This is a genomic window from Phytohabitans sp. LJ34 (genome assembly GCF_052068095.1).
Classification (GTDB): domain Bacteria; phylum Actinomycetota; class Actinomycetes; order Mycobacteriales; family Micromonosporaceae; genus Phytohabitans.
This window is the reverse complement of sequence record NZ_JBQHDG010000017.1, coordinates 24,392-39,327: the sequence shown is the minus strand read 5'-3', so window position 1 is coordinate 39,327 and position 14,936 is coordinate 24,392. Positions and strand designations below refer to the sequence as shown.

The following is a 14,936-nucleotide window of genomic DNA, read 5'->3' as shown; positions in this document are numbered from 1 at the left end:
ATGAACGAACGGTCAGCGGGCGGCGGGTTCGGGCCATGCCAGGTCGGCGCCGAGTGCTCCGACGAGCCGGGTGATCGCTTCGCGGGTGGTCTGGTCGTTGACGCGATCGGGGAGCCAGGCGCAGGCGATACCGGCGCCTGCCACGTCGGCGGTGGCGCAGGCGGCGGCCAGGCATTCCTCGATCTGGGTGAGGGAGGGCCCGGGGCCTGAGGGGAAGCGCAGGCCGGGCAGCTGCGCGCTGTCGACGACGTCGATGTCGAGGTGCAGGTAGACCGGCGTGCGGCCGAGCGCGTCGAGGGCGGCGGTGATCGCGGCCGGGTCGGCGGGCACGCGGCGGACCTGGCTGGCGGTCAGCGCGTCGCGCTCGGCGGGGTCGAGATCCCTGGCGTCCACGAGCACGACGCTGGTGTCGGGGACTGGTCGCGGGTCGAGCGCGTCGTCGAACAGCCCGGGTGTCCGGCCGGTTAGCATCGCGAGTGCCATGCCGCCGAGGTAGCCGCTGACCGTGATGGCCGGGGTGTTGAAGTCGCCGTGCGCGTCCAGCCATACCACTGCCAGGTCGCGGTGGCGGCGCTGAAGCCCGGCTACCGCCGCGCGGGCGGCGGGGCAGTCACCGGAGAGCAGCAGCGGCCTGGCGGCCCGGGCCACCGCGTCGGCTACCGCCTGGTGCAGCAGGCTCATCCGGGCGGGGACGGGGCCGGCCGGGAGGGCCGGGCGGATCGTCTCGGCCGCCGTGGCGGGGATCGGGAAGGCCGGGATGTGCTCGTCGAGGTGCCAGGGTGTGACGATCACATCCCAGGTGCCGGCGGTGCTGTGGTCAGTCATGAGGTGTCTCTGTTTCTTCGCGGCGGGCGAGCTGTTCGCGGCGGGCGAGCGGGTCGAGCAGCAGTCGCGGCTCGGCGGCGCCCACTCGCAGGTGCGTGGTGAGCTCGGCCATATTGTCCGACAAGGCGGTTACGGGACCACGGTGACCGGCCACTTGCCGGTCTTGACCAGGCGGATGGCGAGCGAGCCGGCGAAGCGGTGGCCGGCGCGCATCGAGGCGCCGACGATGACGCCGTCGGCGCCTACCTCGTCGGCGACGCGGACCAGTTCGGTGTACGGGTCGCCGTAGACCTCCTGGAACGAGATCTTCAGGCCGACCGACGTGGCCGCCTCCTCGGCCTGGCGGCGCAGGTCTTCGGCGAACTCGTGGTCGGCCTCGCGGGCCAGCGCCGCCGCACCCGGTGCGAGGCCGACGAAGGCGCCGGGGCGGGCGACGTACACGACGACGAGGCGGGAGCGTTGGCGGCGGGCCAGGCCGGCGGCGTAGGCGCCGGCGCGCAGTGAGGTGGTCGAGCCGTCCACCCCCACGACGAGCACCTTGGGACCGTCCATCCCGTACTCGAACTCGTGACTCACGCGCCTAAGTATCGTCGGCGGTCAGGGGATGAGCACGGCGGCTCCGTTTACCCGGTCGGCGGCCAGGTCTGCTAGAGCGGTGTCGGCGGCCTTCAGCGGGTACGGCGTGGTGGTGACGCTCAGCGGGTGGTCGGCGGCGAAGGCCAGGAAGTCGCGGCCGTCCTCGCGGGTGTTGGCGGTGACGCTGCGCAGCTGGCGTTCCTGGAAGAGGTGCCGTTCGTAGTCGAGCGGCGGGATGCCGGTGAGGTGGATGCCGGCGATGGCGAGCGTGCCACCGCGGTCGAGCGCCTCCAGTGCGACCGGCACGAGGTCGCCGACCGGGGCGAAGAGGATCGCGGCGTCGAGCGGCTCGGGTGGTCGCTCGTGAGCGCCGAGAGCTGACGCGGCGCCCAGGTCGAGGGCGAGCCGCTGGGCGGCGGCCGAACGGGTGAGCACGTGCACGGTGGCGCCCTGCGCGAGGGCGACCTGGGTGGCGAGGTGAGCGGAGGCGCCGAAGCCGTACACGCCGAGGCGGCCACCGGGCGGCAGGGCGGCGCGGCGCAGCGCGCGGAAGCCGATGATGCCGGCGCAGAGCAGCGGCGCGACCTCCGTGTCGGGGTAACGCGGCGGCAGCCGGTATACGTATGCGGCGGGCGCGACCGCGTACTCCGCGTACCCGCCGTCGGCGTCCCAACCGGTGTACCGCGACTCGGGGCACAGGTTCTCCGCGCCGCGCCGGCAGTACACGCAGCGGCCGCAGGTGTGCCGCAGCCAGGCGACGCCGACCCGCTCCCCCTCGGTGAAGCCCTCGACCGAGGGGCCGAGCGCGACCACCTCGCCGACGACCTCGTGGCCGGGGACCACGTCGGGGCGGTGCGTGGGCAGGTCGCCCTGTGCCACGTGCAGGTCGGTGCGGCAGACGGCACTCGCCCGTACCCGCAGAAGCAACTCCCCCGCCGCCGGCTCCGGGACGGGCCGGACCACCGCGCGGATCCCCGGCCGTCGCACCTCCCAGGCGAGCATGACGGCTCTGCCTCCTGATTCGCTCGCTCGTGCGGCGCTGAAGGCGACGTCTTCCTCCGCCACCCCGAAACCCCGACTTCGTCGGCGGGGCGGCTCCGTCCAGACGCCGCCGCGCCAACTCACTCGCTCATTGTCTCGCGGCGACGTGGGGCGCCGGGCCGGTAACGCCGCAATGGACCGGCACCTCGGACTCGCGTCTCACCCTCGCCGGCACCCACACCGCCGCGGCCACCGCGCCGAGCACCAGCAGGCCGGCGCAGATGAGCATCGCGTCGCGGTACACGGGTGCGAGGTCGCCCGCGTCGGTGAGGCTGCCGGTGCCGATACCCGCGGCGAGCGGCAGCGTGGCGACGGCGAGCAGGCCGGCGGCGCGGGCGACCGCGTTGTTGACGCCGCTGGCGATGCCGGCGTGCCGCTCGGGCACCGAGCCGAGCGCGGTCGCGGTGAGCGGCGCGACGGTCAGCGACAGGCCGAGGCCGAGCAGGATCGCGGCGGGCAGCACGTCGACGGCGTACGAGACGTCCGCGCCCACCCGGGACAGCAGCAGGAGCGCGCCGGCACACACGAGCGGCCCGGCGGTCATCGGGATGCGCGCGCCGATCCGCTGGCCGAGCGCGCCGGCCCGCGCGGAGAGCACGAGCATCAGCGCGGTGACCGGCAGCAGCGCGGTGCCGGCGGCGAGCGGGCTGTAGCCGGCGACCACCTGAAGGTTGAGCACGACGAGGAAGAACACCCCGCCGAGCGCCGCGTACACCGCGAACGTGACGAGGTTGGCGGCCGTGAACGGGCGGATGGCGAACAGCTCCAGCGGCAGCATCGGCTCGCTGGACCGCCGCTCCACGACCAGGAACGCGGCCAGCCCGCCCACGCCGAGCGCGAGCGCGCCGAGCACGGCCGGCGAGCCGGGGCCGTCGGCGGCCCACGCGGTGAAACCGTAGGTGAGGCCGGCGAGCCCGGCCGCGCCGGTGACCAACCCGGCGACGTCGAAACGGCGGGCCGCGGCGGGGTTGGACGACTCGGGCACGTGGCGGAGCGCGACGTAGATGACGAACGCGGCGAGCGGCACGTTGATCAGGAAGACGAGCCGCCACGAGGCCGCCTCGATCAGCCAGCCGCCGAGGAACGGGCCGATCGCGCCGGCCACGCCCGCCATGCCGGACCACGCGCCGATCGCCTTGGCCCGGTCGTCCTTCTCGAACGAGGCCTCCAGGATCGCGAGCGACCCGGGCGTCAGCAGCGCGCCGCCCACGCCCTGGAGGACGCGGGCGGCGATGAGCGTCTCCACGTTCGGCGCGATGCCGCACAGCAACGACGCGACGGCGAACCAGGCGGTGCCGATCACGAACATCCGCCGCCGGCCGAACCGGTCGCCGAGCGAGCCGCCGAGCAGGATGAGCGCGGCGAGGCTGAGCGTGTAGCCGTTGACCGTCCACTGGAGAGCGGCCGCGCCGGCGCCAAAGTCGTCGCCGATCTGGGGCAACGCGATGTTGACCACGGTGGCGTCGAGGAATGTGAGACCCGAGCCGAGCACGGTCGCGAACAGCACCCACCGGCCGGCGGCCTCCGCGTACCGCACCATGATCACATGGTACGGGCCTCCGGCTTCGACGTGTCCAGCGGAACCGCCGGGGCGCGGACCAGTCCAAGCTGGACGGTCTGGCGGGGCAGCGCGGCGTTGAGCGCCCAGTCGGCGGCGGTGCGCACCCGGTTGCCGGGCATCGACAGCAGGTGGTAGCCGGCGGTCACCGCCTTCGCCACCGGACCGCCGAGCGGGATGCCGAGCGGGTCGGCCGCCGCCTGCACGCCGCCCAGGTCGACGACGAAGCCGAGGTCGTGGTGCTTGTACGCGCGCGGCCTGCCCTTGCCGTACGAGGCGGCGATGTTGCGCGCGGCGAGCTTGCCCTGCCGCTCGGCGTGCTGGGCGGTCATCGCGGTGATCTCGCCGGGCCGGGTGAGGTCGGGCACCGCCGCCGCGTCGCCGCAGGCGAGCACCTCGGGACGGCCGGGCACCGCCAGGTACTCGTCGACGACGAGCCGCCCCTTGTTGGTGGCCAGGCCGAGGCCCTCGACGAGCGGGTCGGGGCGCACACCCACGCACCACACGAGCGTGCGGCTGGGCATGAACCCGCCGTCGCTCAGGTGCACGCCGTCGTGCGTGGCCTCCTTGACCGAGGTGCCCATCCGCACGTCCACGTCGCGCTCGCGCAGCACCCGGTCGGCGGTGCGGGAGAGGCGCTCGTCGAGCTCCGGCAGCACCCGGCCGGCCACGTCGAGCAGCAGCCACCGCACCGGGGCGTCGGCGAGGCGCGGATGGCGGGCGACGAGGTCGCGGGTGAACAGCGCGCCGTGCGCGGCCACCTCCGTGCCGGTGTAGCCGGCGCCGACCACCACGAACGTCAGCCGCGCCGCCCGCTCCGCCCGGTCGTCTGTCGCGTCGGCGAGCTCGACCTGGCGGGTGACGTGGTCGCGCAGGTACAGCGCCTCGAAGATGCCGCGGAACCCGTGCGCGTGCTCGGCCACGCCCGGGATCGGCAGCAGCTTGTTGACGCTGCCGGCGGCGAGGACCAGCCGGTCGTACGGCAGCTCGCCCGCGCCGCCCTCGGGGTCGGTGTAGCGCACCCGCCGCCCGTCGAGGTCGATCTCGGTCGCCTTGCCCAGCGCCAGCCGCACGCCCCGGCCGATCGTGCCGGGTATCGACACGGTGATCCGCCGCGCCTCCAGGCCGGCGGCGGCCACCTCCGGCAGCAGCGGCAGGTAGAGGAAGTAGTCGGTCGGATTGAGGAGCGTGATGTCGGCCGCTCCCCGCGCCAGCCGGGCAAGCTTTCGCGCGCAGTGGTAGCCGGCGAACCCGGCCCCGACGATGACGATCCGTGGACGAGCCATTGATCCGCCTCTCGTTGGTTTGACGGTGGCCTGCTCGGGTTACCTCATAGTGTGGCGCCGAACGGTCGGGCGGGCGGCTCTTCCGCCCGGTCCGACTTCCTCCCCGGGGGCGCCAGGCGGGGCCCGGTCGGCAGGGGACGCTAGAAGCGAGCCCGGGCTCCGCTTACCCGGGTGGGTGAGTGGAAAACCTCGCTACGCTCCGGGTGTGACGCACGCCAACCTCGTCTATGCCGACATCTCCGGCTACCGGCCCCTCCGCCTCGACCTGTACCTGCCCGCCGGCGAGGGCCCCTGGCCGCTTGTCGTGTGGGTGCACGGCGGCGCCTGGCGCAACGGCGACCGCAAGACCCTCCCCGAGACCTACCTGCCGCTCGGCTTCTTCGACCGGATCCAGCGCCGCGGGTACGCGGTGGCGAGCGTCGACTACCGCCTCTCGGCCGAGGCCACGTTTCCCGCCCAGCTCCACGACCTGAAGGCGGCGATCAGGTGGCTTCGGGGGCACGCCGGAGACTTCGGTCTCGATCCGGGCCGGTTCGCGCTGTGGGGCGAGTCGGCGGGCGGCCACCTCGTCGCGCTGGCCGGGCTGACCGCGGACTCCGACGATCCCCGGCTGGAAGGCGACGCCGGCGTCTCCACCGCGGTACAGGCGGTCGTCGACTGGTACGGCGTCTCGGACATGATCCACACAGTCCGCCTGAGCGACGACGACCCGGAGGTACAGCTGCTCGGCGGCCAGCCGGCCGAGCTGCGCGAGCTGGCGGCGCTGGCCAGCCCGGCCGAGCACGCCCACGCGGACGCCCCGCCGTTCCTGTGCGTGCACGGCACGGACGACAAGATCGTGCCGTACTCGCAGAGCGAACACCTGGCCGCGGTGCTGCACGCGTACGGCGTGCGCTGCGACCTCCACCCGGTGCCGGGCGCCGACCACATCTTCCGGGGGGCGCCGGACGTGGCCGCGCTGATCGAGGCGTCCATCGACTTCCTCGACGACGTGCTCAAACCCGGTCAACCCGCCGCGGTGGGGTCCTCCGGCCAGGCGTGACGGGGGTACCGGCCGCGCAGCTCGGCCCGCACCCGCGGGTACCCGGTGCGCCAGAACGACGCGAGGTCCTGGGTGACCGCGACCGGCCGGCGCGCCGGCGAGAGCAGGTGCAGCAGCACGGGCACCCGCCCGTCCGCGATCACCGGCGCCTCCCGCCACCCGAACGCCTCCTGCACGCGCAGCGCCAGCACGGGTGCCCGCGGATCGGTGTAGTCCAGCCGCGGCCGCGACCCGCCGGGTACCGGTAGGCGCTCCGGCGCGACCCGGTCCAGCGCGGCGGCCTGCGGCCAGGGCAGCAGCCGGCGCAGCGAGGCGGCGACGTCGGCGCGTTCCAGGTCGGCGCGGCGGCGGGCACCGTGCAGCTCCGGACCGAGCCACTCTTCCGCGGTGGCGAGCAGGGCTTCGTCGGACACGTCCGGCCACGGGTCGCCGAGCGCGTGCCGGCAGAACGCGAGCCGCTCGCGCAGCGCCCGCGCCTCGCGGTCCCACCGCAGCAGCGCCAGGCCCTCCCGGCGCAGGCCGTCCAGCAGCGCGCGGTCGAGCGCGGCACGGTCCGGGTCGCGCAGCGGGCGTTCGACGAGCGTCACCGCGCCGAGCCGTTCGAACGCGCGGGCCACCACGTCGCCGCCGGACCAGGCCACCTCCTCGCCGCGGGCCAGGTGGTCGGCGCCGGCCACCCGCGCGGTGGCCTCGTCGATGGCGGCGGCCATCCGGATCCGGGCGGCGGGCCGGCCCGGGTCGCGGTCCGCGGCGGCGATGGCCAGCCAGGCCGCGCCCGCCAGCGCCGACCCCGGCGCCAGGTCCGCGGCGGTCCCACCGACCATGAGGTACGCCCGGCCGCCGGCCTGCCGGGCTCGGGCGAGCCTTTCCGGGTACGCCAGGCCGACCACCAGACCGGCGGCGAGATCGTCGGGCAGGTCGGTCTCCGGCCAGTCCCCGGCTTCGGCGCGCAGGCGGCGCACCTCCGCGTTCACACCCTGCCGGCGCCACGCGGCGACCACGTCCTCCTCGCTGCCGCTCGGCTCGGTGAGCAGCGCGACGACCCGCGCGGCGCGGTCGGCGCCGACCGCCGGGGCGCCGTCGAGCAGCGCCCGGGCCAGCCGCGGGTGCGCGCCGACGGCGGCGATGGCCCGCCCGCGCGCGGTGACCCGGCCGCCGGGGTCGACGGCGCCGAGCGCGCGCAGCGTCTGCGTCGCGGCCCGCAGCGCGCCCGCCGGTGGCCGGTCCGGCAGCGCCAGCCCGGCGCCGTCCGGGTCGCCCCAGCAGGCCAGGTCGAGCGCGAAGCCGGTCAGGTCGGCCACCGCGATCTCCGGTTCCGGCTGGGCCGGCAGCCGGTCGTGCTGGGCCGGCGACCAGCAGCGGTACACCACGCCCGGCGCCTCCCGCCCGGCCCGGCCGGCCCGCTGCTCCGCGGTCGACCGGGACACCGGCACGGTGGCCAGCGTGCCCAGCCCGCGGGCGTGGTCGGTGCGCGGCACCCGGCTCAGGCCGGCGTCGACGACGACCCGGACGCCGGGTACGGTCAGGCTGCTCTCCGCGACCGCGCTGGCGAGCACCACGCGGCGGCCGGTGCCCCGCCGGAGCACGGCGTCCTGTGCGGCGGCGTCCTGGCGCCCGTGCAGGGTCTGTACGGGCGCGCCGGGCAGCCGGGAGGCGACCGCCGCGATCTCGCCCGCGCCGGGCAGGAACACCAGCACGTCGCCGTCGTGCTCGGCCAGCGCCCGGCGTACGACGGCGGCGACGTGGTCGAGCAGCCGCGGGTCGACCCGCAGCCCGTGCGGCGCGTCGACCGGCCGGGTCGGCGGCGCCCACACCACCTCCACGGGATGCAGGGCCTCTTCGGCGACGACGACCTCGTCGGTGCCCAGCGCCCGGGCCACGGTCTCGACGTCGGCGGTCGCCGAGGTGGCGAGCAGCAGCAGGTCGGGCCGGAGCGTGGCGCGCGCGTCGACGCAGAACGCGAGCGCCAGGTCGGAGTCGAGGTGGCGCTCGTGGCACTCGTCGAGGATCACCACGCCGGTGCCGGGCAGGTCGGGGTCGCGCTGGAGCCGCCGGACGAGCACCCCGGTGGTGACCACCTCCACCCTCGTCGCCGCGCCGACCCGGCGGTCGCCGCGCACGGTGTAGCCGACCCGGCCGCCCACCCGGTCGCCGAGCAGGTCGGCCATCCGGCGCGCCGCCGCGCGAGCCGCGATCCGGCGCGGCTCGGCGACCACGACGCGGCCCGGGAAGCGTTCCATGAGCGCCAGCGGCACGACCGTGGTCTTGCCGGTGCCGGGCGGGGCCACGAGCGCGGCGGCGCCGGCCCGGTCCAAGGCATCGCCGATGGCGGGCAGCACCTTCTCGACGGGCAGCACCCCGCCATCTTGTCGCACGTAGTCTGGTGCGTCCCGGACCAGAGTGTTGGAGGACGTGATGTCGGTACTTGACGCGTTTGGGCTCGCCGGAAAGGTGGCGGTCGTGACCGGCGGCAACCGGGGGCTCGGCCGGGCGTTCACCGCCGCGCTCACCCAGGCCGGCGCGCGGGTCGCGATCGTCGCCCGCGACGCGGCCAAGACCGCGGAGGTGCTCGGCGAGCTGGCGACCGTCCGGGGTTTCCAGGCCGACGTCCGCAGCCGCGCCGACGTCGACCGGGTGGTGGCGGAGATCACCGCCGAGATGGGTGGCGTGGACATCCTCGTCAACAACGCCGGCACCTGCGTACACGCGCCCGCCCTCGATGTCACCGAGGCCGACTGGGCCGACGTCATCGACACCAACGTCAACGGCGTGTGGCACTGCTGCCAGGCGTTCGGCAAGCACATGGCCGGCCGCGGCGGTGGCACCATCGTCAACGTCGGCTCGATCTCCGGGCTGATAGTCAACCGTCCACAGTGGCAGCCGGCGTACAACGCCTCCAAGGCGGCGGTGCACCAGCTGACCAAGTCGCTGGCCGCCGAGTGGGCGCCGCTGAGCATCCGGGTCAACGCCCTCGCGCCGGGGTACATCAAGACGGAGATGGCGCCGGTCGACCGGCCGGAGTTCCGCCAGCGCTGGATCGACGACGTGCCCATGCGGCGGTACGCCACGCCGGAGGAGATCGCGCCCAGCCTGATCTACCTCGCCAGCGACGCGTCGGCGTTCATGACCGGCTCTGTGCTGGTCGTCGACGGCGGCTACACCACGGTCTGACCCGCGTCGCCGGCCAGCTGGTCGCCGAGCGCGGAGCGGCGGTAGAGCACCGAGCGGCCGTGCCGGGCGCTGACCAGCAGCCCGGCGGCGTGCAGGGTGCGCAGGTGCTGGTTGACGGCCGTGGTGGTGACGCCGAGCCGGGTGGCCAGCTCGGTGGAGGACGCCGGCGTCCGGAGGTGGACGAGCAGCCCGGCCCGGGTGGCGCCGAGGATCGCGGCGAGCGTGTCCGGCGCCGGCAGCACCTGCGGCTCCCACAGGGTGGCGATGCCGCGCGCGGCGTACAGGATCATCGGTGGCTCGTCCGCGGAGATCGGCGTGGACGCGTTGGTGGTCCACAGCGTGGGCACGAGGGTGAGGCCGCCGGTGGTCGGGCGGGCATAGTCCACATTGGAGCGCAGGCGCACCTCGACCACGTTGCCGACCAGGCGCACCGTGCCGGACAGGTCGGCGAACATCGCCGCGAGCCCGTGCTGCGCGATCTGCCGTCCCCGATAGGTGACGTCCCCTTCGAGCAGTGCCCGCATCCGTGGCCAGTACGGCTCGAAGCAGCGCCGCCAGTACTCGCCGAGCGCGTCGAGCACCCGGCTCAGCACGCGCGCCGCGGACCCGCGCAGCGGCGCCGGGAGCGGCCCGGCGCCGTGCACGGCCCGCAGGTCGCGCCGCACGGTCTCCGGGTCGGTGCCGGCGATCCGGGCCAGCTCGTCGTCGACGCGGGTCAGCGGCGAGTACGGCCGCGGGTTGAGGAAGTCGGGGGTCCACAGCCGGTCGTTGGTCAGCGCGGACAGGGTGGCCTCGTCGAGGTCGCCGCGCGCCTCCCGCAGGGCGTGCAGCCAGCGCAGGTGCAGCGGATACCGGCCCGGGTCGCGCCAGGCCCGCAACGACAGCACGAGCTCGTTGAGCGGCGACACCGCGAACCGCACGTCGGCCAGGTCCATGCCGACAAGCTCGTACCGGATCATGAAGCAATACGCTACATCGTTGGTACGGCCGGCCGGTTACCTGCGACAACTGTCGGCGTGCTTCTTGTCGCGAGCCCTCCCCGGGCGGCGGGCTGGGTCCGGCGGACCCTGAGCCCCGACGACCCGGTCGCCCGGGCGCTGACCTGGTCGACGATGTCCTCCGCCCTGTCCAGGGGCGTGTTCTTCAGCGTTAGCGCGCTGTTCTTCACCCGCGTCGCAGGGCTCACCCCGACCACGGTCGGGTTCGGGCTCACGGTCGCCGGCGCGGTGGCCGTCGCGGCGTCGCTGGGCGCCGGCTACCTGGCCGCCGTCGTCGGCGCCCGCCGGGTCCTGGTCGTCGCCACCGCCGGGCAGGCCGTCGCGCTGCTCGCCTACCTCACCGTCGGCACGCCGGTCGCGTTCGTCGCCGTCGCCTGCGCGGCCGTGGGCCAGCAGGCCATGCAGCGCACCGCGCTGTCCACGATGATCGCCCAGAGCTTCACCGGCCCGGAACGGGTCGAGGTGCGGGCCCGCCTCCGCGTGGTCATGAACTGCTTCATCGGCGTCGGCACGGGGCTCGCGGCCATCGCCCTCGCGGTCGGCACAAGGCCCGCGTACATGCTGGCGATGGCGTCGACCGCGGCCCTGCTGTTCGTCTCCGCGCTGTCGCTGCGCCGGCTCAGGGTGCCCGGCCAGGTCACCCCGCCCGCGGCGGAACACACCCGCCGCTCCCCGCTCCGCGACCGCACGTACCTGGCCGCCACCGCGCTCAACGCGGTCATGACCATGCAGTTCGGCATGCTGACCGTCGGTGTACCCCTGTGGGTGGCCGGCTGGACGGCGGCGCCGCCGGTCACCGTCGCGGCGCTCCTGGCGGTCAACACCGTGCTGGTGTCCCTGCTCCAGGTCTGGGCGGCCCGCCGCGCGCACGACCTGCCGGCGGCCGGCCGCTCGGTCGCCCGCGCCGGCGCCCTGCTGGCCGTGGCCTGCGCCCTCTACTCGGCCGCCACGTCCGGCGGCGTCGCGGTCGTCGTGGCGGTGCTGGCGCTGGCCACCGTGGCGCACAGCCTCGCCGAGATCCTCTCCGAGGCGGGCAGCTGGACGCTCGCCTTCGAGCTCGCCGACCCGGACAACGCCGGCGCGTACCAGGGCGTCAGCCAGACCGGGGCGGCGCTGGGCTCGATGCTCGCCCCGCTGGTCGTCACCACGACCGCGATCGACCACGGCCGCGGCGGCTGGGCCGTGCTGGCCGCCCTCTTCCTCGCCGCCGGACTGTCCACACTGGCCCTCGCCCGCCGGGCCGCGTGACCGAGCCGGCGGCCGGCCCGCGTCAACGGCCTGGTGGCTCCGTCCCCCTCGGCCAGCCCGCGTCGGTGACCCAGCCGGGCGCCACCGTGGCCGCGTGCCGCGTCCAGGCCGCCGCACCGCCCGGCAGCGGCCAAGCCGAGCGCGCCCTCCGCGTCGATGATCGGTAGCCCCACAACCGCACTCATCCCGGCGTGTCGCACAGCTGTCGGGCTAACGATCATGGCGCGGCCCGGATACGAGCGCGGCGACCTTGTGCCATCGGCGTACATCGGTGATAGACCGGTCGTGACCGGTTGGCGACGTGGCGGAGCTGTGTCGGGCGGACGATCCGGCACAATCACGCTGACATCACCTGATAGGAGACATCATGCTTCTGCGACGCACGGCGGTGGCGCTGCTCGCGCTGGCGCTACCCCTGGCCTCGGCCACGCCAGCCGCCGCTGGGGGGACGGCGGACACCAGGCAGGACAAGGTCATCGTGCTGCCGGGGGCCACCTCGGCCGAGGGGATCGCGGCGGGCGCGGGCTCGACGTTCTACGCCGGTGACCTGTTCGCCGGTGACATCTTCCGGGGCGACATCCGCAAGGGCACCGCGGAGCGCTTCATCGACGTACCCGATGGCAGGATGGCGGTCGGCCTCAAGGCCGACACCCGCCACGGTCTGCTCTTCGTCGCCGGCGGGGCCACCGGCCAGGCGTACGTCTACAGCCTGCGCACCGGCGCGACCGTCGCCACCCGGCAGCTCGCGACCGCCAACACCAACTTCGTCAACGACGTGGCCCTCACGCGGGGCGGCGCCTGGTTCACCGACACCACGCAGGCGAAGCTCTTCTTCGTGCCGGTCGACCGGCACGGGAAGGTGGGGGCGGTGCGCACGCTCGCCGTCACCGGCCCGGCGGCCGACACGAGCGGTGACTTCAACCTCAACGGGATCGCCGCCACGCCGGACGGCAAGACACTCGTCGTCGCGCACTCCGCGAACGGCCGGCTGTACACGGTGGACGCGGCCACCGGCGCCAGCGCGCTGATCGCGGGCGTCGACGTGCCCAATGTGGACGGTATCGTGCTCGAGGGCCGGCGGCTGTGGGCGGTGCGCAACTTCGACAACCAGATCGCGCGGTACCGGCTCGCCGGCGACCTGAGCCGGGGCACGCTGGAGAAGACGATCACGAGTCCCGCGTTCGCGATCCCCACCACCGCGGCGCTGTTCGGCTACCGGCTCGCGGCCGTCAACGCGCACTTCGACACCGGCATCCCGCCGACCGCGCCGCGGTACGAGGTCGTGGTGGTCGACGCCTAGGCCCGGTCAGAAGAGCGCGCCGGCGAGCGCGACGAAGGAGCGGATGAGGGGGCTGGTGTCCGCGGTGTTCCAGGCCAGCACCAGGCGGCTCGGCGGCATGTCGACAAGCGGCACCACCGTCACGCCGTCGGTCAGGGCGTGGTCCACCGGCGCCAGCCCCAGCGTCCCGTTCCAGAGCACACCCTGAAGGCACTCCTGCATCGTCCGCACGACCGGGCCGTCGCGCCACGGGCCGCCCGGGTCCGTCGCGGTCCAGTAGGCGTGCCACACCGGGTCGGTGCCGTCCGGCAGCCGGAACCACCGCCGGCCGGCCAGGTCGTCCAGCCGCAGCGCGTCGCGGGCGGCGAGGGGGTCGTCCGCGCGCAGGACCACGCCGACCGGATCGGCGCGGAGCACCCGCGTCGTGATGCCGTTGTCGTCGAAGGGTGCGCGGGTCAGCGCGACGTCGACGAGGCCGGCCCGCAGGCCGCAGGTGGGGTCGGTGAAGTCAGCCTCGCGGATCCGCACCCGCGCCGCCGGATGCCGTTCGCGGAAGGCGGCGGCCAGGCGCGTGCCGGCCAGCTGGACGCTGTCGACGAGCGTGCCGATCGTCAGGGCCTGCTCCCCCGCCGCGCCGGCGACCCGGGCGCGGGCGCGGTCGGCCTGCTCCAGGAGGGTCCGGGACTCCTCGTACAGGGCGGTGCCGGCCGGTGTGAGCGTGACGCCCGCCGGTGAGCGGCGCAGCAGCACCGCGCCGAGGTCGGTCTCCAGCTGGCGGATCGCGCGGCTGAGCGGCGGCTGGGTCATGTGCAGGCGGGCGGCGGCCCGGCCGAAGTGGAGCTCCTCGGCGACGGCGACGAAGTAGCGCAGCGTCCGCAGCTCCATGACCGGCGACGATACCCGGCCGGTATCGGGACGCCGCAACAAGTCTTGGACGGTACCGGTGCGGCGGCGCTGGAGTGGTGGCATGACGGTCGTACAGATCAGTGGTGTCCAGGAGCTCGCGAGCGACCTGCTCGTGGTGCCCAACCGGGGTGTGCAGCTCGTGCCGAACATCGGCGTCGTCGGCGGCGCCCACTCGGTGCTCGTGGTGGAGACCGGCATGGGGCCGGCCAACGCCGAGCGGGTCCTCGCCTTCGCCGCCGAGGTGGCCAAGGGGCGCCGCATGTACCTCACCACGACGCACTTCCACCCGGAGCACGCGATGGGCGCGCAGGTGTTCGCCGGCGCGGCCACCTACCTCGTCAACCGCGCGCAGGCCGAGGACCGGCGCGGCAAGGGGCCGGGCTACCTCGAGATGTTCAAGGGGCTGGGCGAGGCGGTCGCCCGCGAGCTGGAGGGTGTGACGCTGACCGAGCCGGACGTGGTCTACGGCGACGAGTACGAGCTGGACCTCGGCGGCCGGGTCGTGCGGATGGCGGCCACCGGGCGGGCGCACAGCCGCGGCGACCAGGTGGTGACGGTGCCGGACGCCGGGGTGATGTTCACCGGCGACCTGGTGGAGGCCGGGCAGTTCGCGATCTTCCCGTGGTTTCCGCCGCACGACACCGACGTGTCCGGCACCCGCTGGCTGGCGGTAATGGAACGCCTCGCCGAGCGGGCGCCGCGCGTCGTGGTGCCGGGCCACGGCGCGGTGGGCGGTCCGGCCCTGCTCGCCGACGTGCGCGACTACCTGCGGCTGCTGCGCGACGAGACCTGGAAGCGCCGCGACTCGGCGATGGGCGAGGCCGAGATCGTCGCCGAGGTACGCGACCTGATGATCCGCCTGCACCCGGACTGGGAGGGGCAGGAGTGGATCGAGCGCGGCGTCGGCTGCCTGTGCGCGGAGCACACCGGCTGACCGACCGCGCACGCCCGCCGAGGTCGCCCGAGCGACGAGAAGATGTCACACGGCCGAGGTAAGGTCGCGATC

14 protein-coding genes are annotated in these 14,936 nt (G+C 74.9%); 5 read left to right on the top strand and 9 right to left on the bottom strand.

Features of this window, described 5'->3' with window-relative positions; genetic code table 11:
* Positions 1-12: 12 nt before the first annotated feature.
* The 6 genes from ACTMTJ_RS27885 to ACTMTJ_RS27860 form a co-directional block, all read right to left on the bottom strand.
* Positions 13-825: an arginase family protein gene (locus ACTMTJ_RS27885; protein WP_441221043.1), complete on the bottom strand. Its 813-nt coding sequence runs from the start codon at positions 823-825 to the stop codon at positions 13-15.
* The gene (locus ACTMTJ_RS27880; protein ID WP_441221041.1) at positions 818-949 is read right to left on the bottom strand and encodes a hypothetical protein; all 132 of its coding nucleotides are present in this window, start codon (positions 947-949) and stop codon (positions 818-820) included. Before ACTMTJ_RS27880 ends, ACTMTJ_RS27885 begins: the two co-directional genes overlap by 8 nt.
* Positions 950-954: 5 nt before the next feature.
* Positions 955-1,377 (bottom strand): universal stress protein, encoded by a 423-nt coding sequence (locus ACTMTJ_RS27875; protein WP_441221422.1) that lies wholly within the window; start codon positions 1,375-1,377, stop codon positions 955-957.
* Positions 1,378-1,422: 45 nt separating this feature from the next.
* Entirely contained in the window at positions 1,423-2,403 is a 981-nt protein-coding gene (locus ACTMTJ_RS27870) for a zinc-binding alcohol dehydrogenase family protein (protein ID WP_441221039.1), read from the bottom strand.
* Between the two features lie 127 nt (positions 2,404-2,530).
* The gene (locus tag ACTMTJ_RS27865; RefSeq protein WP_441221037.1) at positions 2,531-3,982 is read right to left on the bottom strand and encodes a DHA2 family efflux MFS transporter permease subunit; all 1,452 of its coding nucleotides are present in this window, start codon (positions 3,980-3,982) and stop codon (positions 2,531-2,533) included.
* A 2-nt stretch (positions 3,983-3,984) separates the two neighbouring features.
* On the bottom strand, positions 3,985-5,286 hold the full coding sequence (locus ACTMTJ_RS27860; RefSeq protein WP_441221035.1) for an NAD(P)/FAD-dependent oxidoreductase: 1,302 nt from the start codon (positions 5,284-5,286) through the stop codon (positions 3,985-3,987).
* A 205-nt stretch (positions 5,287-5,491) separates the two neighbouring features.
* Here ACTMTJ_RS27860 and ACTMTJ_RS27855 point away from each other — a divergent pair, with 205 nt between their 5' ends.
* Complete coding sequence (locus ACTMTJ_RS27855; RefSeq protein ID WP_441221033.1) at positions 5,492-6,328, top strand: alpha/beta hydrolase fold domain-containing protein; 837 nt, start codon at positions 5,492-5,494, stop codon at positions 6,326-6,328.
* Here ACTMTJ_RS27855 and hrpB read toward each other — a convergent pair.
* Positions 6,292-8,727, bottom strand: coding sequence for an ATP-dependent helicase HrpB (hrpB, locus tag ACTMTJ_RS27850; protein ID WP_441221420.1), 2,436 nt, complete (start codon positions 8,725-8,727; stop codon positions 6,292-6,294). The two genes, ACTMTJ_RS27855 and hrpB, sit on opposite strands and share 37 nt — an antisense overlap.
* Positions 8,728-8,743: 16 nt before the next feature.
* Between hrpB and ACTMTJ_RS27845 the strand changes: the two genes are divergently transcribed.
* The gene (locus ACTMTJ_RS27845; protein WP_441221031.1) at positions 8,744-9,499 is read left to right on the top strand and encodes an SDR family NAD(P)-dependent oxidoreductase; all 756 of its coding nucleotides are present in this window, start codon (positions 8,744-8,746) and stop codon (positions 9,497-9,499) included.
* Here the strand turns inward: ACTMTJ_RS27845 and ACTMTJ_RS27840 are convergent.
* Entirely contained in the window at positions 9,484-10,458 is a 975-nt protein-coding gene (locus ACTMTJ_RS27840) for an HTH domain-containing protein (protein ID WP_441221029.1), read from the bottom strand. The two genes, ACTMTJ_RS27845 and ACTMTJ_RS27840, sit on opposite strands and share 16 nt — an antisense overlap.
* A gap of 57 nt (positions 10,459-10,515) precedes the next feature.
* Here ACTMTJ_RS27840 and ACTMTJ_RS27835 point away from each other — a divergent pair, with 57 nt between their 5' ends.
* Both ACTMTJ_RS27835 and ACTMTJ_RS27830 read left to right on the top strand, forming a co-directional pair.
* Complete coding sequence (locus ACTMTJ_RS27835) at positions 10,516-11,745, top strand: MFS transporter (protein WP_441221027.1); 1,230 nt, start codon at positions 10,516-10,518, stop codon at positions 11,743-11,745.
* Positions 11,746-12,112: 367 nt separating this feature from the next.
* A complete protein-coding gene (locus tag ACTMTJ_RS27830) occupies positions 12,113-13,045 on the top strand; it encodes an SMP-30/gluconolactonase/LRE family protein (RefSeq protein ID WP_441221025.1) in 933 nt (310 codons plus the stop codon).
* Between the two features lie 6 nt (positions 13,046-13,051).
* Here the strand turns inward: ACTMTJ_RS27830 and ACTMTJ_RS27825 are convergent, their stop codons facing one another.
* Positions 13,052-13,909: a LysR family transcriptional regulator gene (locus ACTMTJ_RS27825; protein ID WP_441221023.1), complete on the bottom strand. Its 858-nt coding sequence runs from the start codon at positions 13,907-13,909 to the stop codon at positions 13,052-13,054.
* An 82-nt stretch (positions 13,910-13,991) separates the two neighbouring features.
* Here ACTMTJ_RS27825 and ACTMTJ_RS27820 point away from each other — a divergent pair, with 82 nt between their 5' ends.
* On the top strand, positions 13,992-14,864 hold the full coding sequence (locus ACTMTJ_RS27820) for an MBL fold metallo-hydrolase (protein WP_441221021.1): 873 nt from the start codon (positions 13,992-13,994) through the stop codon (positions 14,862-14,864).
* Positions 14,865-14,936: the final 72 nt, after the last annotated feature.